This is a genomic window from Pseudoroseomonas sp. WGS1072 (genome assembly GCF_049340465.1).
Taxonomy (GTDB): domain Bacteria; phylum Pseudomonadota; class Alphaproteobacteria; order Acetobacterales; family Acetobacteraceae; genus Pseudoroseomonas.
Genome location: NZ_JBMPSU010000001.1, coordinates 18,360 through 38,981, shown reverse-complemented (window position 1 = coordinate 38,981; position 20,622 = coordinate 18,360). Strand labels below are relative to the sequence as shown.

The window sequence follows — 20,622 nt, the reverse complement described above, 5'->3', positions numbered from 1 at the left end:
GCGTCCCTCACATCAGCGGGGCGTAGCGGGCCACCTCGGTGAAGATGTCGCGCACCGCCTCCAGCAGGCTGCGGTTCAGCTCCTGCATGTCCGCCACCTGGTCGATGCGGGGCTGCGCCCGCTCCAGCTCGGCCGGCGCCAGCAGGAGGGGAAAGAGGCCGGCGGCCCGCGTCAGGCCAATCAGCAGGGAATCATGCGGCTCCGGCACGGCGTCGTTGAAGATCACCGCCATCACCCGGCCCTTCACCTCGCGCTCCTCCTTGTCGGAGATCAGCGGATAGCGCCGCTCGGCGAAGATCCAGAGGAAGCGGCCTTCCTCCATCTTCAGGATGCCGCGCCGCACCAGGCGGTCGAAATAGGCGTCCCGGAAGCGGTCGGCATCCTTGGCCAGGGTCTCGATCCACCAGCGGCTGTCCTGCGGCTCCGCCTCGGCCTGGATGCGGCCCAGCACCTCGTCCAGCACCTCGTCGCCGAGGGGGGCTGGATTGGCGATGGTCAGCCGCGCCGGCGCCGTGCGGATGCGCTCCTGCAGCGCCAGCTCGGCCAGGATGGCGCCGACCAGGGCGTAATCCCCGGAAGGGGCGGCGCGGTCGATCAAACGCCCGGTTTCGTCGTCGAGCATGAGGAGAAGGATCTCCTCCGGCATGGTCAGGCGCATGGCGGCAACTCCGGTTCTGGCCCAGCTTACGCGAAGCTAAGGCCGGGCCGGGGACGAAAGTTGCCCGCAGGCGGCCTCGGCTGGGTGGCGACGTCAAGGGCCCGCGAGGTGACCGCCGATCCTAGGCGGGGTCCGGTCCGGCCGCCGCGCAAAAGGCGGCGAGGCCGTCCTCGATCACCCGCCGCGGCAGGCCGCGCAGGATGAAGACGAGGAGGGAGCGGCGCGGCATCCCGACGGGCCAGGCCGCCAGTGTCCTGGGCCGGTGCCAGACGGACTGCACGCCATGGATGACCACCGGCCGCTCCTGGCCCCGCAGGTCCAGGATGCCCTTGACCCGCAGAACGGCCTCGCCCCGCGTGACGCTCAGCATCTCCAGCCAGGTGGCCAGGCCCTCCCAGGGCAGGGGCTGGTCGTATTGCAGGCAGAAGCTGTGGATCTCGTCGCCATGGCGGTTGGGGTCGTGCCCGTGATGGTGGTGGCCATGCCCGTGCCCGTGCCCATGCCCGTGCCCGGCATGCTCCGCCCCGGCCCAGGCGGCGGCGTCGAGCCAGGCGCGGGGCGGAGTGGCGAGGGCAGGATCGAAGGGGCCGAGGCGAAGCAGCGCGGCGGCGTCCAGCGCGCCGTCCCGCACCGGCAGCGGCACGGCGCCGGGATTGAGCGCGCGCAGCCTCGCGCGCAGCCTGTCCAGTCCGTCTCCGGAGGCCAGCTCGGCCTTGCTGATGAGCAGCCGGTCGGCCACCGAAACCTGCCGCGCGGCCTCGGGCTGCCGCTCCAGCGTGGCCAGGCCGTTCACCGCGTCGACCAGCGTCACCACGCCATCGAGCACGAAATGCCGCTGGATGGCGGGATCGGCCATCAGCGTCTGCAGGATCGGCAGCGGATCGGCGAGGCCCGTGGTCTCGATCAGCACGCGCCGCAGCGGCGCGCCGGCTTCGGCGCGGTCCGCCAGCCGCGCCAGCGCCGCCGAGAGATCGCCGCGGATGGTGCAGCAGAGGCAGCCCGCCTGCAGCAGCACCGCCTCCCGGTCCAGCGTCTCGACCAGCAGGTGGTCCAGCCCGACTTCGCCGAACTCGTTGATCAGCACCGCGGTGCCGGCCATTTCCGGCTGGCGCAGCAGGTGGTTCAGCAGCGTGGTCTTGCCGGCGCCGAGGAAGCCGGTCAGCAGCGTGACCGGCAGGGGAAAGCGCGTCGCCTCAGCGGCCATAGAGCACCGCCGGATCGACCTCGGGCGCGCTGATCGCCACCATCTCGCCCTCGCGCAGCGCCTGGTAGAAGCAGGACCGCCGCCCGGTGTGGCAGGCGACCCCCTCCTGCTCCACGAGGGCGAGCAGGGCATCGCCGTCGCAGTCCAGCCGCAGCTCGACGAGGCGCTGGGTCTGGCCGGAACTCTCGCCCTTGCGCCAAAGCGCGTTGCGGCTGCGGCTGAAATAGACCACACGTCCGCTGGCCAGCGTCTCCTCGACCGCCTCGGCGTTCATCCAGGCCAGCATCAGCACCTCGCCGGTGTCATGCGCCTGGGCGATGGCCGGGACCAGCCCCGCCTCGTTGAAGCGGAGCGCGGCCAGGAAGCGGGCGCGGGCGGCGGAATCGGTGACCGGCATGGGGGCGGCTCCTCAGGACTGCTGCCGTTACTATATAACCTCAGACAGCAGGAGGAGAGGGCCGATGGCGACAGGGCAGGGCGGCGCGACGGAGATGAATACCGCCATGCAACGCGCCCTGGCGGCGGCCGAGGCGCGCTGCCTCCGGGCCGGGGCGCAACTGACGGAATTGCGGCGGCAGGTGCTGGCGCTGGTACTGGAGGCCGAGCAGCCGCTCGGCGCCTATGCGCTGCTGGACAGGCTGAAGGCCCAGCGCCCGGGCGCCGCGCCGCCCACCGTCTATCGCGCGCTCGATTTCCTGCTGGAGCAGGGGCTGATCCACAAGGTGGAGCGGCTGAACGCCTTCGTCGGCTGCGTCGAGGCGGAGCATGACCACGGGCACCACCAGCACCCGCCGCAGTTCCTGATCTGCCGCACCTGCGGCGCCACGGTCGAGCTCAGCGACCATGCCGTGGCGCACGCCCTGGCCGATGCGGCGCGGCGCGTCGGCTTCCAGGTGGCGAATGCGACAGTGGAGGTGGAAGGCCTCTGCGCCCGCTGCACCGAGGCGGCGCCGGCGGGGTGAGGCCCTCCGGCCTCAGTTGCCTTCCTCGCCCTTCTCGGTCCTCAGGTAGAAGAGCAGCAGCGAACGTCCGGTGACGGTGTAGGTCTCGCCGATGTCGAAGCTGTCCTCGTGGTCGGTCTCGGTGCCGAAGATATTGGTGTCGAGCAGCCGGACCCAGGCCTTGCCGTCGGCGATCGCGGGCAGGGTGAAGTCCACCGCGTCGTGATAGGCGTTCAGGACCAGCAGCAGCGTCTGGTCGTGACCGGCGACGCGGATGTTGCTCTCCTGCGCCCGCCCGTCGAAGACGCGGGCGAAGCAGCGGGTGTTGGGATCGTCCCAGTCGGCGGCGTCCATCTCCTCGCCCGAGGGCTTGTACCAGGACAGGCCCTTGACCCCGCTCGCCTCGTCGAACTCGCCCGAGAGGAAGCGCGCGCGGCGCAGCACGGGGAAGCGGTTGCGGAGCCGCGCCAGGCGGCGGGTGAAGGCGACCAGCCGCTCGCCCTTCTCGTCGAGATCCCAGTTCAGCCAGGAAATCTCGTTGTCCTGGCAATAGGCGTTGTTGTTGCCCTGCTGGGTGCGGCCGAACTCGTCGCCGGCGAGCAGCATCGGCGTGCCCTGGCTGAGGTAGAGCGTGGCCAGCATGTTGCGGATCTGCCGCTCGCGCACGGCGTTGATCTCGGGGTCGTCGGTCGGGCCCTCGACGCCGTAATTGTAGGAGTAGTTGTGCGAATGGCCGTCCCGGTTCTCCTCGCCGTTCGCCTCGTTGTGCTTCTCGTTGTAGGTGACGAGGTCGTTCAGCGTGAAGCCGTCATGCGCCGCCAGGAAGTTGATGCTGGCCCAGGGGCGGCGGCCATGATGGTTGAACAGATCGGCCGAGCCGGAGAGGCGGTTGCCGAGATCGGCGGCCTTGCCCTCCTCGCCCACCCAGAAGGCGCGCACCGTGTCGCGGTACTTGTCGTTCCATTCCGCCCAGCCGGGCGCGAAATTGCCGACCTGGTAGCCGCCGGGGCCGATGTCCCAGGGCTCGGCGATCAGCTTGACATCGGCCAGCACCGGGTCCTGCTGGCAGGCCTTGAGGAAGGCGGACTGGTCGTCGAAACCGTGCGGCTCGCGCGCCAGGATGGTGCCGAGGTCGAAGCGGAAGCCGTCGACATGCATCTCGTTCACCCAGTAGCGCAGGCTGTCCATCACCATCTGCAGCACGCGCGGATGCGACAGGTTCACCGTGTTCCCGGTGCCGGTATCGTTGATGTAGTAGCGCTTCTGGTCGGGCAGCAGGCGGTAGTAGCTGGCGTTGTCGATGCCCTTGAAGGAGAGCGTCGCGCCCCGCTCATTGCCCTCGGCCGTGTGGTTGTAGACCACGTCCATGATGACCTCGAGCCCGGCATCGTGCAGCCGGGCCACCATCTCTTTGAACTCGGCGAAGGCGAAGTCCTGGTTGCGGGCATAGCGCCGGGCCGGGGCGAAGAAGCCGATGGAGTTGTAGCCCCAGTAGTTGGTCAGGCCCTTGTCCAGCAGGTAGTCGTCGTTGATGAAGAAGTGGATCGGCAGCAGCTCGACCGCCGTCACGCCGAGCGACTTGATGTGCCGGATCATCTCCCGGCTCGACAGGGCGGAATAGGTCCCCTGGCGCTCGGGCGGGATCAGCGGGTGGCGCTTGGTGATGCCCTTGACATGGGTCTCATAGACGATGGTGCGCTCCCAGGGGATGCGCGGCCGCCGGTCGTCGCCCCAGGTGAAGGCCGGGTCCACCACGCGGCACTTCGGCATGAAGGGGGCGCTGTCGCGCTCGTCGAAGGAGAGATCCTCCGCCTCGTGCCCGATGGTGTAGCCGAACAGCGCGTGGTCCCACTTCAGCTCGCCCACGTGGGACAGGGCATAAGGATCCAGCACCAGCTTGTTGGGGTTGAAGCGGTGCCCCTGCTCGGGCTCGTAGGGCCCGTGCACGCGATAGCCGTAGATGGTGCCGGGACGCGCGTCGGGCAGGAAGCCGTGGAACACCTCGTTGGTGTATTCCGGCAGCTCGATCCGCTCCAGCTCGGTCTCCCCCTTGTCGTCGAACAGGCAGAGCTCGACCTTCGTCGCATGGGCGGAGAAGAGGGCGAAGTTCACCCCCAGCCCGGTCCAGCTCGCCCCCAGCGGATTGGGACGGCCTTCGGTGATGCGGGACTTGTTGATGGCAGGCGGCACTGTGGACCCCTCGGTGAGAGCGCGGGGTTAAGACGCGCGAGAGGCCGCGAAGTTGCCGCCCGCCCGCCGGCCGGGCGCTCCCGTCAGCGTCGCGGCAGGCTGTCGAGCCCGGCCGAGAGGTCGGCGATCAGGTCGCCCACCTCCTCGAGCCCGATGTGGAAGCGCACCGTCGGTCCTTCCAGCACGCCGAGGCTGGTCGCGGTGCGGGTGATGTAGTTGGTGGTCGGCAGCGCCAGGCTCTCATAGCCGCCCCAGGAGGCGCCGATGCCGAAGAGCTTCAGCCCGTCCACCATGGCGTCGATCTCCGCGGCGCTGTAGCGCGGCTGGAAGACCACACCGAAGAGCGAGCAGGCCCCGGTGAAGTCGCGCTGCCACAGGGCGTGCTGCGGGTGGCTGGGCAGGGCCGGATGCAGCACGCGGGCGACCTCGGGCCGGCCCTCGAACCAGCGCGCCACGGCGAGCCCCGCCTCCTGCTGGTGGCGCAGCCGCACCGCCATGGTGCGCAGCCCGCGCAGCGCCAGCCAGCAATCGTCGGGGCTGGCATAGTGGCCGATCTCGCGCGCGGCATTGGCGACGATCGCCCAGTCCGCCTCGCTGTTGACCGTGACGCTGCCCAGCAGCACGTCGGAATGACCGCCGACATACTTGGTCAGCGCCTGGATCGAGACATCGACGCCCTTGGTGAAGGGCTGGAAGTGGTGGATGCCCCAGGTGTTGTCCATCAGCACCTTGATGCCGTGGTCGTGCGCCACCGCGGCGAGCGCCGGGATGTCCTGCATCTCGAAGGTGTGGCTGCCCGGGCTCTCCGTGTAGAGAACGCGGGTCTCGGGCCGGATCAGCGCGCGCAGGTCCTCAGGCGTGATCGCCGGATCGTAATAGGTGGTCTCGATGCCGAAGCGCTTCAGCATCCCGTTCGCGATGCGCCGCGTGGGGCCGTAGACCGAATCCGGGATCAGGCAATGCTCGCCGGACTTCAGATAGGCCATCAGCGGCAGGGTGCAGGCGGCGAGGCCGGTGCCGAGGATGAGCGCGCGGCTGCCGCCCTCGATGCCGGCGATCATGTCCTCCAGGGCGTAATGCGTCGGCCCCCCGGCGGTGCCGTAGGTCATCACCTGCTCGAGCGCGCGGGCGTTCAGCGTGCCGCGCTCGGCGCAGGAGGGGTAGAGCACCGTCGAGCCCCGATGGACCGGCGGGTTGACGAAGCCATGCGCGCGGGTGCCGGCGCGGCCCTCATGCGAGAGGCGTGTGGCGAGACCGTAGGGGCGGGCCTTCGGCGGCAGGTCGTGGGGCATCAGCGGGTGGTCTCTTTGGGGGTCTCGGGCCGGGCGGCCCATTCGGTCCAGGAGCCGTCATAGACGGCCGGCTCCGGCAGGCCGGCGCGGACCAGGCCGAGCGCCAGGATGCAGGCGGTGACGCCGGTGCCGCAGGAGGTGACGAGCGGCCGGCCGCCATCCGCCCCGGCGGCGGCGAAGCGGGCGCGCAGCGCCTCGGGCGGCAGCATGGTCTGGTCGGCGGCCAGCATCTCGCTGGCCGGCACGCTGGCGGCGCCGGGCATGTGCCCGGAGGGCAGGCCGGGGCGCGGCTCGGGCGCCGTGCCGTCGAAGCGGCCCTTCGGCCGTGCATCGAGGATCAGCGCCGAGCGCTCGGCGATGGCCCGCTTCACGTCGCCGATGCCGGCGAGGCGGCGGGCGATGAGGTCGGGCCGGAAGGCCTGCGCCGGGCGGGCGCGGGCGGGGCCGCTCTCGGTCGCGCGGCCCTCGGCCAGCCATTTCGGCAGGCCGCCATCCAGCACCGCCACCTTCTCGTGCCCGAAGAGGCGCAGCAGCCACCAGCCGCGCGCCGCCGAGGCCAGCCCCTTCTGGTCGTAGAAGACGACGCGGCTGTCATTGCCGATGCCGAGGGCGCCGAACTGGCGCGCGGCGCGGCCCGGCGTCGGCGCCATGTGCGGCAGGTCGGTCTCGGGATCGGCCACGGCGTCGATGTCGAAGAAGCCGGCGCCCGGCAGATGCGCCCGCTCGAACTCGGCCAGCCCGTCCTTCGGCTCGTTCGGCAGGTACTTGGTGGCGTCGAAGACCAGGAGATCCGGCGCGCCCAGCTCGGCGGCCAGCCATTCCGTGGAAACCAGATCCTGCATGACGGTCACTCCCAGGGTCATCCTTCCAGCGTCAGATAGACACGCCGGTTCTGCCTGCCCTTGTTCTCGAGCTTGCTGACGGTGACCGGCCCGATCTCGCCGGTGCGGGCGACATGCGTGCCGCCGCAGGGCTGCAGGTCCACCGGCGCCGCCGGATCGCCGATGCAGACCAGCCGCACCCGCCCCGAGCCGCGCGGCGGCTGCACCGAGAGGGTGCGCACCAGCGAGGGATTGGCCTCCAGCTCGGCATCGCTGATCCAGCGCTCGCTCACCGCGTGGTCGGCGGCGGCCAGGGCCGTCAGCCGCTCGCTCAGCCATTCCTTCGTCGGCGGCTCCGCCAGGTCGAAATCGAGGCGCGACCTCTCCACCCCGATTTGCCCGCCGGTGACGCCGGCGCCGGGGATCAGGCTGCAGAGCAGGTGCAGGCTGGTGTGCATCCGCATCAGCCGGTGGCGGCGGCCCCAGTCCAGCGCGACGGTCACCTCGGTCCCGGGGGCGGGCAGGTCGGCGCCCTCGGCCGGCAGGTGCAGCACGGTGCCCTCAGGCCCCTTCACCGCATTGGCCACCGCCATCGTGCCGCCCGCCCAGGCGAGCCGCCCGACATCGCCCGGCTGACCGCCGCCCTGGGCATAGAACACGGTCCGGTCCAGCACGACGCCCTCCGGGCCGGCGGCGAGCACGCGGGCGGCGCAGTCCCGCGCATAGGGGGTCTCGCGGAACAGCAGTTCGGTCATCGGGCGGTCCATTCCTCGGTCAGGCGGGGCGCGTTGATCTGCAGCCACATCAGGCAGAGGGCGGCGGTGACGTTGCGGATCTCGCCGCGCGCCAGCATCGCCAGCGCCTGCTCCAGCGGCAGGACGAGGACGCGCGTCTCCTCGCCCTCGCTCTCCAGCCCGCGCGTGCCTGCGAGGCCGGGCTCCGGCAGCGGGCAGCGGCCGCAGTAGAAGTGCATGCGCTCGTCGCAGCCGCCCTGCATCAGCATGAACTCGCCGATCTTCTCGATGCGGTCGGGGGCGAAGCCGGTCTCCTCGACCACCTCGCGCCGGCCGGCCGCGGCCGGGTCCTCGCCGGCCTCCAGCAGCCCGGCGGGGCATTCGATCATCATCGGCTCCTCGCCCGCCGCCAGCGCCGGCAGGCGGAACTGCTCGATCAGCGCGACGCGCCCGCTCCAGGGGTCGTAGGGCAGCAGCACCACGCCCTGGCCGCGCCGCCACATCTCCCAGGTCAGCAGGGCGGAGGGCGTGCCGTCGGAGCGGCGATAGCGGAAGCGGACGATCTGCAGGGCGAAGCGCCCGGACCAGACAACCTCGTCGCTTTCGGGGATATAGAGCGGGTGCGCCGGCACCGGCGGCGCCTTCGGCGGTCTGGCCTTCATGCGGCGGGCAGCCTAGCCTCGCGGGGAAACGCCGTAAACACATGAGCAGCACAGCAGAACCATGCCCCGCCGGGAACCCGCCCGGCGCCGAAGCGCAACGCGGGCTGATGGCCGCCCGCCGCCGCGCCATCCTCAGCGTGCTGGGCGCGGCCGCGACCTTCGCGCTCGCCGCCGTCGCCGTGAAGGCCCTGCAGGGCGCGATCCCGGTGATGCAGGTCATCCTGTTCCGCAATCTCTTCGCCATCCCGCCGCTCTTCCTGCTGGCCATGGCCACCGCGCCGGCGGGCGGGCCGAGGGGGTTCGGGCTGCTGGCCACGCGTCGGCCCTGGTCCCATGCCCAGCGCATCTTCTATGGCTTGATCGGCATGTTCGGCAGCTTCTACGGCTACATGCACCTGCCGCTGGCCACCGTGACGGCACTCGGCTTCACCATGCCGCTCTTCCTCACCGCGCTGTCCATCCCGCTGCTCGGCGAGAAGGTGGGCTGGCGGCGCGCCAGCGCCGTGGCGGTCGGCTTCCTCGGCGTGCTGCTCATCATCCGCCCAGGCTCGGGCACGGGTCCGGGGACGGGGGAGACGGCGCTGCCGATGCTGGCCGTGCTGGCGGGGGCGGTGGCCTGGGCGCTGGCCATGATCACCATCCGCCGCATGGGGGCGAACGGGGAATCCGGGGCCACCATCGTGCTGTGGTTCGCGCTCGGCGGCACGCTGGTGGGCGGTGCCGCGGCGATACCGGGCTGGGTCTGGCCGGATGCGACGCAATGGGCCCTTCTGGCGGCGGTCGGGCTGATCTCCGCCCTGGCGCAACTGCTCATGACGGCGGCCTATCGCGGCGGCGAGACCACGCTGGTCGCGCCCTTCGAGTATTCCGGCATCCTCTGGACGATGAGCTTCGGCCTGTTCTTCTGGGGGGAGTGGCCGGTGGCGCTGGATCTGGCGGGAATCGCCGTGCTCATTGCCTCCGGCCTCTATATCTGGCACCGCGAGACCCGCGTGCTGCCCGCCGCCCGCGCCCAGGCCGCGGGGGCGGCCAACCCGCCTCAGGCCAGCCGCTTGGCGAACCAGAAACGGTCGTGACCGGCCGGCCGGCCTTCCAGCCGGCCGATCTCGGCATAGCCCAGGCCGCGGTAGAAGTCCGGCGCCTGGAAGCTGCTGCTGTGCAGGTGCACGCCGACACCACCCCGCGCCCGCGTCCAGTCCTCGGCGGCGGCCAGGAGGCGGCGGCCGATGCCCTGGCCGCGCAGCCCGGCATCGACCCAGAGCTTGTCCACATAGAGCCAGTCCAGCGCGTACTCCGCCACGAGCCCGGCCTGGACGGCGCCATCCGCGCCGCGCCAGACCAGGCAGAGAGGCGCCCGTTCCCGGGCATCGGCCCGCTCCGGCAGGGCGCCGGCGCGATGCTCGAGCAGGCCGGCCAGGACAGCCCGCTCCTCCGGCCCGCCGGGCTCGGCGATCTCCAGCCCGCTCATCCGCCGAAGCGCCCCCAGCCGGCCACCACCACCGTCAGCAGGCCCAGCGCAAGATTGGCCGTGACCAGCTTGCGGACCTTGTCGGCGGCCAGGGCGGCGGCCTCGTCACGCCTTTCGGCCAGGGCCGTCCGCATCGCCTTCCAGGGACCGAAGAAGACCGCCAGGAAGACCGCGGACATCAGCAATCCCGTCAGGTGCATGACGTGCACATGCCAGCCGGTGCCGGCGAAGCCGCCATACCAGCCGAAGAGCAGCGCATAGCCGGTGGCCAGCATGACCGGCATGGCATGCCAGACCACCAGGAAGAAGCGCCGGTGGGTGCCGGCGAGCACCTGCAGCCGCTGCGGCCCCGGCAACCCGGTCAGGCTCGGCCGCAGCGCCAGGATGGCGAAGGCCATGCCCCCCACCCAGAGCACGGCACCCAGCAGGTGCAGCACGTAGATCAGCGTCATTCCCGTCATCATCGTCCCTTCCCGTCCCGCTCCTGCGCGGCGCGCAGGACGGCGCGGGTCACCGCCCGCGCCTCCGTGGCCGCCGTACCACGGGGCGCCGCCTCCGCCACCCCCAGCCCCTGGGCGAAGGCGCTGGCGAAGGCGGTCCGGTTGCCCAGCGCGGGCTCCAGCAGCGGCAGGCCGCGGGCCCGGATCTGGGCGATGACCTCATCCCGCAGCCGGCCGCTGGACGGCACCCGGTTGAGCACCAGCAGGGCGCGCCGGCCCTCCGCGGCGGCGAGGTCGAGCGTGCCCTGCATGGCCCAGAGGTCGGCCGGCGAGGGCTGCAGCGGCACCAGGACCAGATCCGCCGCGCGCATGGCGATCCGGGCATCGGTGTCGGCATGCGGCGGCGTGTCCAGGATCAGAACCTCGCTCTCCGCCTTCATCCGGTCGAGCGTCGCCGGCACGCGCCAGCCGGACGGCGCCTCGAAGGCCAGCGGCGCCGCCTCGGCGCGGCCCTGGCGCTCCTGGTGCCAGCGGGCCAGGCTCTGCTGCGGATCGGTGTCGAGCAGCGCCACCCGGGCGCCTTCCCGCGCCAGGGTGGTGGCCAGCGTCGCCGCCAGGGTGGACTTCCCGGCACCGCCCTTGCGCTGCGCGACCGTCACCACGAAGGCCATGGCGTGATTCCCCTCACTGTGCCGCCGCCATCCTGCCCGCGATGCGGCCCGGCGGCCAGCGATCCGCCGCCGCCGAAAGCGGGGCGCCGGCATGGACGCGGTGCCCGCGGCACCCCACACTTCGGGCGAACCGTTTGGAGGCTTGCGGCAATGACGATCGAGGACGTGACCCCCCGGGCCAGCTACGAGGCCCTGCACGACGATCCGGAGGCCATGCTGGTGGATGTGCGGACCGACGCGGAATGGACCTTCGTCGGGCTGGCCGACCTGTCGGAGGCAGGGAAGCAGCCGGTGCTGATCCCCTGGCAGCTCTATCCGTCGATGCAGGTCAACACCGCCTTCGCCGAGCATCTGCGCAAGGCCGGGCTGACGCCGCTGAACAAGCTCTACTTCCTCTGCCGCTCGGGGGCCCGCAGCCTGGCCGCTGCGCAGGCGGCCCGGGCGGCCGGCTTCGCCCAGTCCTTCAACGTCGCGGACGGCTTCGAGGGGCCACCGGATGCCGAGGGTCATCGCGGCATGGTGGCGGGCTGGAAGGCGGAGGGCCTGCCCTGGCGCCAGCGTTGAGCCACCCGCGCCGACGTCATGCCAGTTTCACCCCCGGCACCCGCGCTTCCGCCTAGCTTCCGCACCTGAGCTATGCCGCCGCCAGGGCGGAAGAGGAAGAGAGGCCATGGATACGATACCGGGTGTCGGTGAACACGTGCTGGAAGGGCTGGAGGCCGCGCCCGGGCCCGCAGCCCTGCATGCGGTGCTGGCGCGGCTGATGACGGCGCTGGAGGAAGAGGCCTCCGCCACCGGCGAGGCCTGGGCCCTGTCCGGCCCGCGCGCGGAGGTCATTCCGGGGGCGCGAAACCTGGCCCGCTACCTGGCGCTGCGCCGGCGTGATCTGCGGCCGTTGCAGCGGGCGTTGATGCCGCTCGGCCTGTCCTCGCTGGGCCGGCTGGAGAGCCGGGTGGTGCCGAGCCTGCAGGCGGTGCGGGCGACGCTCGCCGTGCTTGCCGGCCTGCCGCAGCCCACCCGGCCGAGCATTGAGGACTTCTTCGCCGGGGAGAAGGCGCTCGCCCGGCACACCGCGCAGATCCTGGGTGAGGCCACGCCGCAGCGCCCGGTCGGCCTGCTCGTCACCTGCCCCTCCGAAGCGGCCGAGGCGCCCGACTTCCTGCTGGCCCTGGCGCGGCGCGGGGTGGAGGCAGTGCGCATCAACTGCGCGCATGACGACGCGGCCGCCTGGCTCCGCATGATCGGCCACGTGCGCAACGCTGAGGCGGTGACCGGACATCGGATGCGGGTGCTGATGGATCTGGCCGGCCCCAAGATCCGCACCGGGGTGCTGCGCCTGCCGAAGGAGGACAGGCGCGTGCGGCTCGGCGCGCTACTGGCCGTCGTCCCGCCCGGCGGGCTGGACGACCTGCCGCTGGACTTCACCGACTTCGCCGCCGAGTGCAGCCTCGCCGAGGCGGTCGGCATGGTCGAGCCCGGCCAGCGGGTGTTCGTCGATGACGGCAAGATCGGCGCCGTGGTGGAGCGGACCGAGCCCTGGGGGCTGGTCGCCCGCGTCACCCATGTGCCGGAGGACGGGGCGAAGCTGAAGGAGGAGAAGGGGCTCAATTTCCCAGATACCGCGCTGCGCTGCGCCGCCCTGAGCGCCAAGGACCATGAGGACCTCGACGTCGTCGCCCGCCATGCGGACGGTATCGGCTATTCCTTCGTGCAGTCGGGCGAGGATGTGCGCCTGCTGCAGCAGGAGCTGGCGGCGCGGCGCCCGGAGGACTGGCGCACCCTCTCGCTGGTACTCAAGGTGGAGACGACGCGAGCCGTCCGGGCCCTGCCGGAGATCGTGATGCGGGCCGCGGCGCAGCAGCCGACGGCGATCATGATCGCGCGCGGCGATCTTGCCGTGGAGATCGGCTTCGAGCGGATGGCCGAAATGCAGGAGGAGATCCTCTGGCTCGGCGAGGCGGCGCATATCCCGGTGATCTGGGCGACGCAGGTGCTGGAGAGCCTGGTGAAGAACGGCAAGCCGGTGCGCGGGGAGATGACCGACGCTGCCATGGCGGCGCGGGCGGAATGCATCATGCTGAACAAGGGGCCGCATCTCTTCGCGGCGATCGACGCGCTCGACGTCCTGCTGCGCCGCATGGGCGAGCATCAGCGCAAGAAGACCCCGCAGCTCCGCCGCCTGACCAGCTGGTAAGAAGCGGAGCCGCGGGAGGGTCAGTGCCCCCGGGCCTTGCGGGTCTCGGCGGCCTTGCGGGCGCTGGCTGAGCGCTCCGCCGCGGGACGCTCGGCCGAGGCCTTGCCGCCCAGCTCGCCGCCACGATGCGAGGCGGCGTTGCTGTCGGTATGCCCCCGGCCGGAGCCGCTTTTCTTTCCGCCGCCCTCGTCCTTGTTCACCGTGGCCCAGGCACGGCGCTCGGCCTCCTCCTCGGGGACGCCACGCGCCTCGTAGCTTTCCTCGATGTGCTCGGCCTTGCGCTTCTGCTTGTCGGTATAGGCGGATTTGTCGCCGCGCGGCATGACGTCTGCCCTCCTTGCCTGTCGCATCCGGAGGAGAAACGCGCCAGCGGCGGCGGGTTTGCCTCAGCCGCAGTCGGGCGTGTGCTCGGTCGGGTCGTATCCCGGCAGGCCCGGCACGCCATAGCCGGGGAAGACCACGTTCTCGGCATCCTCCGGACCGGGCTTCACGCCGAACCACTTCTCCGACAGCCCCGCCACGGTGCCGTCCTTCTTCAGGCATTCTAGGGCGTTCTCGACCGACTTGCGCAGCTCCGCATTGTCCTTGCGGAAGGGTGCCGCCCAGTGGGCGCGGGTCTCCTTGATGGTGAAGTCGGGGACCAGCAGGGGCGCGCGGGTGGCCGCGTAGCGGATGGTGGTGTTCCCGCCCAGCGTGGCGAAGACGCGGCCGGCGATCACTGCCTGAACCGCATCGGGCTGGCTGTCGAAGGTCTGCACGGTGAAGCCGTACTTCGCCGCGTTGGCCTGCGCCCAGGAGTCATAGGCCGAGCCCTTGTTCACCGCGATGGCCTTGCCCCGCACATCGTCGAGCGAGGTGATCGGCGCCGTGCCCTTGCGGATGCCGAACTGGTACTCGGTGTAGAGGTAGCCCTCGGTGAAGAGCAGGTTCTCCGCCCGCTCCGGCGTGACCGTGACCGGGGCGGCGAGGAAATCGTAGCGCCCGGCGTTCAGCGCCGGCACCAGGCCGGAGAAGCTGGCGCTGTCGATGGTGATGGGACGGCCCATCTTCTTGGCCACCGCCGTGAAGAGATCCACGTTGAAGCCCTGCACCCCGCCATCGAGCTTGGGAAAGGCATGCGGCGCGAAGGTGCCGTCCACCGCCGTGCGCAGGGGCTGCTGCGCCTGGGCGGTGCCGGCGAGGAAGGGCGCCGCCAGGAGGAGGGCGAAGGTGAAGGAACGCATAGACGGGTGATCTCCCTGTTGGATCGGTGGTCCGGCCCGGTGGCCCACCGGCCCCGGCCCGCGGGGGATGAGTCCGCGGGCGGGGCCGGCAGGCATGTGCGAAAGCCGGCGTTTGCAAGAAGCATGCAACAGGGAGGAGGGCGAAGGAATGTCCCTTGGAATGTCCCTTGGGCGAAGCGTCAGGCCGCCGCGGCGAATTCCGGGTAAAGACCCAGCAGCCCCGCCTCGGAGGCCTCGCAGCGGCCGCGCTCGGTGATCAGGCCGGTGACCAGGCGCGCCGGCGTCACGTCGAAGGCGGGATTGGCGCCGGCGCTGCCGGGGGCGGCGGTCCGCACCGTCTCGATCCGCCCGTCCCAGGTCTGGCCGGTGGTCTCCAGCACCTCGCGCGCGTCGCGCTCCTCGATCGGGATTTCCCGCAGCCCGTCGCGCACCGCCATGTCCAGGGTGGAATGGGGCAGCGCCACCCAAAAGGGCACCTCGTTGTCGCGGGCCGCCAGCGCCTTCAGATAGGTGCCGATCTTGTTGGCGACATCGCCCTGCCGGGTAACCCGGTCGGTGCCCACCAGGACGATGTCCACCTCGCCATGCTGCATCAGGTGGCCGCCGGCATTGTCGGCGATGACGGTGTGCGGCACGCCATGCCGGCCCAGCTCCCAGGCGGTCAGCGCCGAGCCCTGGTTGCGCGGCCGGGTCTCGTCCACCCAGACATGCACCGGCAGACCGGCATCATGCGCCTGATAGACCACCGAGAGCGCCGTGCCGTAGTCCACGGTGGCGATCCAGCCGGTGTTGCAATGGGTCAGCACATGGACCGGCCTGCCCGGTCTGCGGGCGGCGATCGCCTGCAACAGGGGCAGGCCATGCTGGCCGATGCGGCGGCAGGTCTCGACATCATCCTCGGCGATGGCGGCGGCGGCGGCATAGGCGGCATCGGCCCGCCGGGGGGCGGGCAGCGGCCGCAGCGCCTCCAGCATGCGGGCCAGGGCCCAGCGCAGGTTGATGGCCGTGGGACGCGTCCGGCCCAGCATGGCGGCGGCCCCCTCCAGCCCGGTGTCCGAGGCATCGCGCCGCAGCGCCAGCGCCAGCCCATAGGCCGCGACCGCCCCGATCAGCGGCGCGCCGCGTACCTGCATGGTCTTGATCGCCTGCGCCACCTGCTTCTCGTCGGTCAGGCGCAGGATCTCCACCGCCCAGGGCAGCCGGGTCTGGTCGAGGATGCGGATCGACCAGCCATCCTCGGGATCCACCCAGACACTGCGATAGGGGACGCCGTCGATCTTCATCAGGCTGCACTCCGTGCGTGGTGGCCGCGCGCGCGGGCGGGTTCGGTGCGGCATATAAGGGGTTCCGGCCCGCCCGCGGCATGCGGCCTCCAGGGACCAGCCCCGTCCGGCGGTCGGACCCCCGATTGGACCCCTGGGGGTCAGATCCTCTGGTGCAGCGCGCAGACCAGGGTGAAGAGGCGCCGCGAGGTCTCGAAATCCAGCGTGACGCGCCCATCAAGCCGCTCGCGCAGCAGCTCGGCGCCTTCGTTGTGCAGGCCGCGGCGGCCCATGTCGATGGCCTGGATGCGGGCCTCCGAACCGCCCTCGGTCACCGCCTGCTCATGGCTCGCCACCACCATGTGGTAATCCTTGATCAGCCGGCGGAAGGGGCCGAGGGCCAGGGCGATGAGGCGCAGCGGCGTCTCCGCGGCATCGCGGATGTCCAGGATCAGCCGCCCGTCGCGCACCTCGAGGTGCAGCACGTAGGGGCCCGGCGGCAGGCCGGCCGGATCGAAGCTGTTCCCCGCCAGCAGATCCATGACGGCCTGGGAGCGGTCGGCCTCGGCGTAGGGATTGGGCAGCGGCGCGTTGTCCGGCAGCGTGATGCTGGCCAGGCGCTGGTCAGCCATGGCCCGTGCCGGGTCTCACGGCGCTGCGCGCGGGGGCTGAGGCGGAGGCGGGGGGCAGGGGCTCCGCCCGCGAATCCCGCGGCCCCTCGCCATCGATGCCGAGGCGCAGCATCCAGCCCACCACCGCGCCCTTGATGGGCGGCAGCAGCGCCATGCAGACCAGGGTGAACAGCGGCAGCCAGACGGCCATGTGCAGCCACATCGGCGGCTCCCAGGCACGCTCCACCAGGAAGATGAAGGGCACCAGCAGGTGGCCGACGAGGAAGATGGTGAAGTAGGGCGGCGCGTCGTCCGCCCGCAGCCGGCCGAGGGCGGCCCCGCAATGGGAGCAGGCCGGGACGACCCGGAGATAGCTCTGGAAGACCTTCCCCTGGCCGCAGGCCGGGCAACGGTTCATCGCGCCGCGCAGCAGCATGGTGGTCATGGGCGGAAGGGCGGCCGGGCCAGGGCTCGCGCGATCGGGTTCCCAGCGTCGGGTCTGATGATCCATCGAGGTGTTCCTGGCTTGTCGTTCTTCAGCACCGCCGCATGCGGCGGGAATTCCGTGTGCACTGCAGTATCGGCCCGGGGAGCCCCGGCGATCAAGCACGACCTGCCGCCCCGTGTCCTGGCACCTTGTCTCCGGCATCTTGTTTCCGGCGACGAGGAGCCGGATGTTACGCAGATGGGCCATCGCATCCTCGTCATCAACCCGAACAGCTCGGAAAGCTGCACCCGCGGCATCGCCGAGAGCCTGCGGCCGCTGGTCATGCCCGGCGCGCCGCCCTTTGAGACCGTGTCGCTTCCCGGAGGGCCGCCGGCCATCGTGAACTGGCGCGACTGGTACGCGGTGGCGGAGCCGCTCTGCCGCCTGGTCGAGGCCGAGCCGGCCGCCGCCTATATCATCGCCTGCGTCTCGGACCCCGGGCTCGAGGCGGTCCGCATGACGACCGCCCGGCCGGTGTTCGGCCCGTTCCGCAGCGCCGTGGCCAGCGCCCTGGCGCGGGCCGAGCGCTTCGGCGTCATCGCCTTCGTCGATGCCTCGAAGGCCCGGCAGCGGCGGGCGCTCCAGGCCATGGGGGCGGAGGACCGGCTGGCCGCCAGCATCGCCCTCAACCTGCCGATGGAGACGCTGACCGAACCCTTGGCGGCCCGGCAGGCGCTCTGCGATACCGCGCGCCGGCTAATCGACTCCGGGGCCGAGGCGGTGATCCTGGGCTGCGCCGGCATGGCGGGACACCGGGCCGCGGTGGAGGCGGCGGTCGGCGTGCCGGTGATCGAGCCATGCCAGGCGGCCGCCATGCAGGCCCTGCTGGCGGTGGCGGCCTAGCGCGGGGCCAGCTCCTGCTCCACCAGGCTGGCCCAGAAGGCGATGCCGGAGGGCAGGATGGCATCGTTGAAGTCATAGCGGGGGTGGTGGGTGCCGAAGTTCTCCCGGCCCTCCGCCACCTGGCCCAGCCGGATGAAGCAGCCGGGCACGGCCTGGGCCATATAGGCGAAGTCCTCGCCGCCCATGGTCGGCGGCCGCTCGCGCACCAGGCGCTCCTCCCCCGCCAGGGCGGCGGCGGCGAGGCGGGCGCGCTCCACCGGGCCGTCGCTGTTCACCACCGGCGGATAGCCGCGCACATAGGTGATCTCGGCGCGCACGCCGTGCGCGGCGGCGGTGGCGGCGATCACCTCCCGGAGCTGCCGCTCGACCGCGTCGCGCGTCTCGGGCAGCAGGGTGCGTACGGTGCCGGTGACGGTCACCTCCTCCGGGATCACGTTGCGCGCCGAGCCGCCATGGATCGTGCAGAGCGAGACCACGGCGGAATCCAGCGGGTTGGTATGGCGGCTGACCACCGTCTGCGCGGCCACGATGACATGGGCGGCGGCGACCACGGGATCGATCGCCAGATGCGGCCGGGCGGCGTGGCCGCCCTTGCCGAGGAGGCGGATGTCGATCGAATCCGCCGCCGCGTTGGTGGTGCCGCGGGTGATGACGAAGGTGCCGGCCGGGGTACCGGAATCATTGTGGATGCCGAAGACGGCGTCGCAGGGGAAGCGGGCGAAGAGGCCCTCCTTCACCATCACCTCGCCCCCGCCGCCATCCTCCTCGGCGGGCTGGAAGATGAAATGCACCGTGCCCTCGAAGTCGCGCGTCCCGGCCAGGTACTTCGCGGCGCCGAGCAGCATCGAGGTATGCCCGTCATGGCCGCAGGCATGCATCCGGCCCGCCACGGTGGAGGCATGGGGCAGGCCGGTGATCTCCTGCATCGGCAGCGCATCCATGTCGGCGCGCAGCCCGATGGCGCGGCCGGCATTGGCACCTGCCGCGCCCCCGTGCCGGCCGCGCAGCGTGCCGACCAGCCCGGTGCCGGCGATGCCCCGCGTCACCTCGATGCCCCAGGAGGCCAGCTTCTCGGCCACCAGCGCGCTGGTGCGGTGCTCCTCGAAGGCCAGCTCGGGGTGGGCGTGGATGTCGCGCCGCCACCCCGTGGCCTCGGCGGCGATGGCGGTGACGAGGGGATCGGTTTCATTCGGCATCGGCAGGCTCCGCGATCAACAGGGGAGGGGGAAGCTGGCGCCACCCGTCGCAGGACCGTCATAGGGCAGGATCCGCCGGGGACAAGGCGCCGGCGATCCCTCCCCGCGATCAATCATCATCGTCATCATCCCCGCGATCGCCGCGCCGGCGCCGGCCGCGGCGATCGTCGTCGTCGTCATCGTCGTCGTCGCGGTCGCGGCGGCGATCGTCCCGCCCGCGCCGGTCATCATCGTCGTCGTCGCGCGAGCCCCGGGCCTCGCGGCCGGGCCAGGGACGCCGCCGGCCATCATCATCATCATCGTCATCCGCCCGGGCCAGGGCAGGGGATAGCAGCAGCGCGGTCAGCAGGCCGGCGCCGAGGCGGCGGCGGGTCGTGGAATGGGACATGGTCACCTCCTGCCACGAAGACTGGCCGCCAGGTCTGGCGAGGATGCGGCGGCGCCCGCCCGGATTCCGCCCCGATTGGCGCGACCCGGGCGGCGTGGTCCGCGTGCTATTCCGCCGCCCGCGCCGCCGGCCGCCATTCCGCCGGCGGCTCGCTGCCCACCTGGTCCAGGATGCGGCCATAGGCCTCCGGACGGCGGTGGGCGGCGAAGTTGAAGATGGTGGTGCGCCCCAGGGTGCACTGATCGAGATTGCAATCGGCCACGATCAGCTCGTCGTCCCAGGTCGTCGCCTGGGCGATGATCTCCCCCTGCGGATTGACGATGATGGAATGGCCGAACAGCTCGTTGCCGTCCTCCACGCCCGCCTTGGCGACACCGGCGGCGAAGCAGGCATTCTGGTAGCAGCCGGCGCGGATCGAGAGATGGCTGTGCTCGACGCGCAGGTGATGCGCCTCGAAGCCGCGCGCATCCTGGTTGATGGAGGGGGTGTTGTAGCCCAGCATCACCAGCTCGACCTGCTGCAGGCCGAGCACCCGCCAAGCTTCCGGCCAGCGCCGGTCGTTGCAGATCAGCATGCCGATGTTCACCGGGCCGGCCTGGCCGATCGGGGCGCGGACCACCGGGAAGCCCAGGTTGCCCACCTCGAAGTAGCGCTTCTCCAGGTGCTGGACCTTGCGCTTCGGGTCGAAGTCCCGGTGTCCGGGCAGATGCACCTTGCGGTACTTCAGCACCACCTCGCCCGAGGGATGCACGTAGACGGCGGTGTTGAAGTGCCGCTTGCGCACCGCACCGGTCTCGTCCGCCTCGTGGGCGATCTCGGCGAAGCCCAGGTGGAAGCCGATGTTGAACCGCCGCGCCGCCTCGAACAGCGGCGCCGTCTCGTTCGAGGGCAGCGCCTGCTCGTACCAGTGGTCGGCGGCGTTGATGTCCTCCTCGTACCAGCGCGGGAAGAAGGTGGTCAGCGCCAGCTCGGGGAAGACGACAACCTCGGCGCCGCGCTGATGCGCGCGCTCCATCAGCCGCACCATGCGGCCGACGGCGACGTCGCGCCCCTCGGACTTCTGGATCGGGCCGAGCTGCGCGGCGGCAAGGGTGAGGAGGCGGGGCATGCGATCGGATCTCCGGTCAGTTGGTGGCGGGCGGCAGCGGGTCGAGGAAATCGGCGCCGTAATCCTCCTGGACCTCGGCGACGGCCTGCATGAAGGCGCTGTCCCAGGCATCCTCCAGGGCGTCCATGAGCGCCTCGGCGGCGGCCGCGCTCTTCAGCATGGCCACGCGCTCGCGGCCGGCGATCCAGACGGCGAAGCTGCCATCCTTCTCCTCGCGGATCTCAAACAT

The 20,622-nt window shown here is 71.5% G+C and carries 25 protein-coding genes; 5 read left to right on the top strand and 20 right to left on the bottom strand.

Features of this window, described 5'->3' with window-relative positions; translation table 11 throughout:
• Positions 1–7 precede the first annotated feature (7 nt).
• From ACF3NH_RS00230 to hisI, 3 genes are all read right to left on the bottom strand, one after another.
• Entirely contained in the window at positions 8–658 is a 651-nt protein-coding gene (locus ACF3NH_RS00230; protein WP_198364499.1) for a GOLPH3/VPS74 family protein, read from the bottom strand.
• Between the two features lie 121 nt (positions 659–779).
• Positions 780–1,862 carry a CobW family GTP-binding protein gene (locus ACF3NH_RS00225; protein WP_422921441.1) on the bottom strand — a complete coding sequence of 361 codons (1,083 nt, stop codon included), beginning with the start codon at positions 1,860–1,862 and terminating at the stop codon, positions 780–782.
• Positions 1,852–2,259, bottom strand: a complete 408-nt coding sequence (hisI, locus tag ACF3NH_RS00220; RefSeq protein WP_198364501.1) for a phosphoribosyl-AMP cyclohydrolase — start codon at positions 2,257–2,259, stop codon at positions 1,852–1,854. Before hisI ends, ACF3NH_RS00225 begins: the two co-directional genes overlap by 11 nt.
• A 64-nt stretch (positions 2,260–2,323) precedes the next feature.
• Between hisI and ACF3NH_RS00215 the strand changes: the two genes are divergently transcribed.
• A complete protein-coding gene (locus tag ACF3NH_RS00215; RefSeq protein ID WP_198364502.1) occupies positions 2,324–2,824 on the top strand; it encodes a Fur family transcriptional regulator in 501 nt (166 codons plus the stop codon).
• A 12-nt stretch (positions 2,825–2,836) separates the two neighbouring features.
• Here the strand turns inward: ACF3NH_RS00215 and glgX are convergent, their stop codons facing one another.
• The 5 genes from glgX to ACF3NH_RS00190 all read right to left on the bottom strand — a co-directional run bounded on the left by glgX (position 2,837) and on the right by ACF3NH_RS00190 (position 8,502).
• A complete protein-coding gene (glgX, locus tag ACF3NH_RS00210; protein WP_198364503.1) occupies positions 2,837–4,993 on the bottom strand; it encodes a glycogen debranching protein GlgX in 2,157 nt (718 codons plus the stop codon).
• 83 nt (positions 4,994–5,076) lie between these two features.
• Positions 5,077–6,285, bottom strand: coding sequence for a cystathionine beta-lyase (metC, locus tag ACF3NH_RS00205; protein WP_198364504.1), 1,209 nt, complete (start codon positions 6,283–6,285; stop codon positions 5,077–5,079).
• Positions 6,285–7,127, bottom strand: a complete 843-nt coding sequence (locus ACF3NH_RS00200; protein ID WP_422924689.1) for a sulfurtransferase — start codon at positions 7,125–7,127, stop codon at positions 6,285–6,287. The genes metC and ACF3NH_RS00200 overlap by 1 nt, the downstream gene beginning before the upstream one ends.
• A 17-nt stretch (positions 7,128–7,144) precedes the next feature.
• Positions 7,145–7,861 (bottom strand): alanyl-tRNA editing protein, encoded by a 717-nt coding sequence (locus ACF3NH_RS00195; protein WP_422921440.1) that lies wholly within the window; start codon positions 7,859–7,861, stop codon positions 7,145–7,147.
• The gene (locus ACF3NH_RS00190) at positions 7,858–8,502 is read right to left on the bottom strand and encodes an NUDIX domain-containing protein (protein ID WP_422921439.1); all 645 of its coding nucleotides are present in this window, start codon (positions 8,500–8,502) and stop codon (positions 7,858–7,860) included. The genes ACF3NH_RS00195 and ACF3NH_RS00190 overlap by 4 nt, the downstream gene beginning before the upstream one ends.
• A 41-nt stretch (positions 8,503–8,543) precedes the next feature.
• Between ACF3NH_RS00190 and ACF3NH_RS00185 the strand changes: the two genes are divergently transcribed.
• On the top strand, positions 8,544–9,578 hold the full coding sequence (locus ACF3NH_RS00185) for a DMT family transporter (protein WP_422921438.1): 1,035 nt from the start codon (positions 8,544–8,546) through the stop codon (positions 9,576–9,578).
• Here ACF3NH_RS00185 and ACF3NH_RS00180 read toward each other — a convergent pair.
• Genes ACF3NH_RS00180 through parA form a run of 3 tightly spaced genes read right to left on the bottom strand, consistent with a single transcriptional unit; the run spans position 9,542 to position 11,081 of the window.
• Positions 9,542–9,970, bottom strand: a complete 429-nt coding sequence (locus tag ACF3NH_RS00180; protein WP_198364508.1) for a GNAT family N-acetyltransferase — start codon at positions 9,968–9,970, stop codon at positions 9,542–9,544. The genes ACF3NH_RS00185 and ACF3NH_RS00180 overlap by 37 nt on opposite strands.
• Positions 9,967–10,422 carry a CopD family protein gene (locus ACF3NH_RS00175; RefSeq protein WP_422921437.1) on the bottom strand — a complete coding sequence of 152 codons (456 nt, stop codon included), beginning with the start codon at positions 10,420–10,422 and terminating at the stop codon, positions 9,967–9,969. Before ACF3NH_RS00175 ends, ACF3NH_RS00180 begins: the two co-directional genes overlap by 4 nt.
• 8 nt (positions 10,423–10,430) lie before the next feature.
• Positions 10,431–11,081, bottom strand: a complete 651-nt coding sequence (parA, locus tag ACF3NH_RS00170) for a ParA family partition ATPase (RefSeq protein WP_198364509.1) — start codon at positions 11,079–11,081, stop codon at positions 10,431–10,433.
• A gap of 150 nt (positions 11,082–11,231) precedes the next feature.
• Here parA and ACF3NH_RS00165 point away from each other — a divergent pair, with 150 nt between their 5' ends.
• A complete protein-coding gene (locus ACF3NH_RS00165; protein ID WP_198364510.1) occupies positions 11,232–11,645 on the top strand; it encodes a rhodanese-like domain-containing protein in 414 nt (137 codons plus the stop codon).
• A gap of 106 nt (positions 11,646–11,751) precedes the next feature.
• Positions 11,752–13,275, top strand: coding sequence for a pyruvate kinase (locus ACF3NH_RS00160; protein ID WP_422921436.1), 1,524 nt, complete (start codon positions 11,752–11,754; stop codon positions 13,273–13,275).
• 20 nt (positions 13,276–13,295) lie between these two features.
• On the opposite strand, the gene ACF3NH_RS00155 is transcribed toward ACF3NH_RS00160, so the two are convergent.
• The 5 genes from ACF3NH_RS00155 to ACF3NH_RS00135 all read right to left on the bottom strand — a co-directional run bounded on the left by ACF3NH_RS00155 (position 13,296) and on the right by ACF3NH_RS00135 (position 16,882).
• Complete coding sequence (locus ACF3NH_RS00155) at positions 13,296–13,598, bottom strand: plasmid stabilization protein (RefSeq protein ID WP_422921435.1); 303 nt, start codon at positions 13,596–13,598, stop codon at positions 13,296–13,298.
• A gap of 63 nt (positions 13,599–13,661) precedes the next feature.
• On the bottom strand, positions 13,662–14,498 hold the full coding sequence (locus tag ACF3NH_RS00150) for a transporter substrate-binding domain-containing protein (RefSeq protein WP_422921434.1): 837 nt from the start codon (positions 14,496–14,498) through the stop codon (positions 13,662–13,664).
• A 179-nt stretch (positions 14,499–14,677) separates the two neighbouring features.
• Entirely contained in the window at positions 14,678–15,781 is a 1,104-nt protein-coding gene (mtnA, locus tag ACF3NH_RS00145) for an S-methyl-5-thioribose-1-phosphate isomerase (protein ID WP_198364513.1), read from the bottom strand.
• A 140-nt stretch (positions 15,782–15,921) separates the two neighbouring features.
• Positions 15,922–16,392 carry a UPF0262 family protein gene (locus ACF3NH_RS00140; protein WP_422921433.1) on the bottom strand — a complete coding sequence of 157 codons (471 nt, stop codon included), beginning with the start codon at positions 16,390–16,392 and terminating at the stop codon, positions 15,922–15,924.
• Positions 16,385–16,882: a DUF983 domain-containing protein gene (locus tag ACF3NH_RS00135; RefSeq protein WP_232476787.1), complete on the bottom strand. Its 498-nt coding sequence runs from the start codon at positions 16,880–16,882 to the stop codon at positions 16,385–16,387. Before ACF3NH_RS00135 ends, ACF3NH_RS00140 begins: the two co-directional genes overlap by 8 nt.
• Before the next feature lie 174 nt (positions 16,883–17,056).
• On the opposite strand from ACF3NH_RS00135, the gene ACF3NH_RS00130 reads away from it, so the two are divergent.
• Entirely contained in the window at positions 17,057–17,701 is a 645-nt protein-coding gene (locus tag ACF3NH_RS00130) for an aspartate/glutamate racemase family protein (RefSeq protein WP_422921432.1), read from the top strand.
• Here ACF3NH_RS00130 and ACF3NH_RS00125 read toward each other — a convergent pair.
• The 4 genes from ACF3NH_RS00125 to ACF3NH_RS00110 all read right to left on the bottom strand — a co-directional run bounded on the left by ACF3NH_RS00125 (position 17,698) and on the right by ACF3NH_RS00110 (position 20,622).
• On the bottom strand, positions 17,698–18,897 hold the full coding sequence (locus tag ACF3NH_RS00125; protein ID WP_198364516.1) for a M20 aminoacylase family protein: 1,200 nt from the start codon (positions 18,895–18,897) through the stop codon (positions 17,698–17,700). The genes ACF3NH_RS00130 and ACF3NH_RS00125 overlap by 4 nt on opposite strands.
• A gap of 109 nt (positions 18,898–19,006) precedes the next feature.
• Positions 19,007–19,285, bottom strand: coding sequence for a hypothetical protein (locus tag ACF3NH_RS00120; RefSeq protein ID WP_422921431.1), 279 nt, complete (start codon positions 19,283–19,285; stop codon positions 19,007–19,009).
• Positions 19,286–19,391: 106 nt separating this feature from the next.
• The gene (locus tag ACF3NH_RS00115; protein WP_198364518.1) at positions 19,392–20,393 is read right to left on the bottom strand and encodes an N-carbamoyl-D-amino-acid hydrolase; all 1,002 of its coding nucleotides are present in this window, start codon (positions 20,391–20,393) and stop codon (positions 19,392–19,394) included.
• A 16-nt stretch (positions 20,394–20,409) separates the two neighbouring features.
• The gene (locus tag ACF3NH_RS00110; protein ID WP_198364519.1) at positions 20,410–20,622 is read right to left on the bottom strand and encodes a hypothetical protein; all 213 of its coding nucleotides are present in this window, start codon (positions 20,620–20,622) and stop codon (positions 20,410–20,412) included.

Coding starts and splice junctions, on each gene's coding strand:
- ACF3NH_RS00230 (WP_198364499.1), bottom strand. CDS start 658: ATGCGCCTGACCATGCCGGAGGAGATCCTTCTCCTCATGCTCGACGAC.
- ACF3NH_RS00225 (WP_422921441.1), bottom strand. CDS start 1,862: ATGGCCGCTGAGGCGACGCGCTTTCCCCTGCCGGTCACGCTGCTGACC.
- hisI (WP_198364501.1), bottom strand. CDS start 2,259: ATGCCGGTCACCGATTCCGCCGCCCGCGCCCGCTTCCTGGCCGCGCTC.
- ACF3NH_RS00215 (WP_198364502.1), top strand. CDS start 2,324: ATGGCGACAGGGCAGGGCGGCGCGACGGAGATGAATACCGCCATGCAA.
- metC (WP_198364504.1), bottom strand. CDS start 6,285: ATGCCCCACGACCTGCCGCCGAAGGCCCGCCCCTACGGTCTCGCCACA.
- ACF3NH_RS00200 (WP_422924689.1), bottom strand. CDS start 7,127: ATGCAGGATCTGGTTTCCACGGAATGGCTGGCCGCCGAGCTGGGCGCG.
- ACF3NH_RS00195 (WP_422921440.1), bottom strand. CDS start 7,861: ATGACCGAACTGCTGTTCCGCGAGACCCCCTATGCGCGGGACTGCGCC.
- ACF3NH_RS00190 (WP_422921439.1), bottom strand. CDS start 8,502: ATGAAGGCCAGACCGCCGAAGGCGCCGCCGGTGCCGGCGCACCCGCTC.
- ACF3NH_RS00185 (WP_422921438.1), top strand. CDS start 8,544: ATGAGCAGCACAGCAGAACCATGCCCCGCCGGGAACCCGCCCGGCGCC.
- ACF3NH_RS00180 (WP_198364508.1), bottom strand. CDS start 9,970: ATGAGCGGGCTGGAGATCGCCGAGCCCGGCGGGCCGGAGGAGCGGGCT.
- ACF3NH_RS00175 (WP_422921437.1), bottom strand. CDS start 10,422: ATGACGCTGATCTACGTGCTGCACCTGCTGGGTGCCGTGCTCTGGGTG.
- parA (WP_198364509.1), bottom strand. CDS start 11,081: ATGGCCTTCGTGGTGACGGTCGCGCAGCGCAAGGGCGGTGCCGGGAAG.
- ACF3NH_RS00165 (WP_198364510.1), top strand. CDS start 11,232: ATGACGATCGAGGACGTGACCCCCCGGGCCAGCTACGAGGCCCTGCAC.
- ACF3NH_RS00160 (WP_422921436.1), top strand. CDS start 11,752: ATGGATACGATACCGGGTGTCGGTGAACACGTGCTGGAAGGGCTGGAG.
- ACF3NH_RS00155 (WP_422921435.1), bottom strand. CDS start 13,598: ATGCCGCGCGGCGACAAATCCGCCTATACCGACAAGCAGAAGCGCAAG.
- ACF3NH_RS00150 (WP_422921434.1), bottom strand. CDS start 14,498: ATGCGTTCCTTCACCTTCGCCCTCCTCCTGGCGGCGCCCTTCCTCGCC.
- mtnA (WP_198364513.1), bottom strand. CDS start 15,781: ATGAAGATCGACGGCGTCCCCTATCGCAGTGTCTGGGTGGATCCCGAG.
- ACF3NH_RS00140 (WP_422921433.1), bottom strand. CDS start 16,392: ATGGCTGACCAGCGCCTGGCCAGCATCACGCTGCCGGACAACGCGCCG.
- ACF3NH_RS00135 (WP_232476787.1), bottom strand. CDS start 16,882: ATGGATCATCAGACCCGACGCTGGGAACCCGATCGCGCGAGCCCTGGC.
- ACF3NH_RS00130 (WP_422921432.1), top strand. CDS start 17,057: ATGGGCCATCGCATCCTCGTCATCAACCCGAACAGCTCGGAAAGCTGC.
- ACF3NH_RS00125 (WP_198364516.1), bottom strand. CDS start 18,897: ATGCCGAATGAAACCGATCCCCTCGTCACCGCCATCGCCGCCGAGGCC.
- ACF3NH_RS00120 (WP_422921431.1), bottom strand. CDS start 19,285: ATGTCCCATTCCACGACCCGCCGCCGCCTCGGCGCCGGCCTGCTGACC.
- ACF3NH_RS00115 (WP_198364518.1), bottom strand. CDS start 20,393: ATGCCCCGCCTCCTCACCCTTGCCGCCGCGCAGCTCGGCCCGATCCAG.
- ACF3NH_RS00110 (WP_198364519.1), bottom strand. CDS start 20,622: ATGTTTGAGATCCGCGAGGAGAAGGATGGCAGCTTCGCCGTCTGGATC.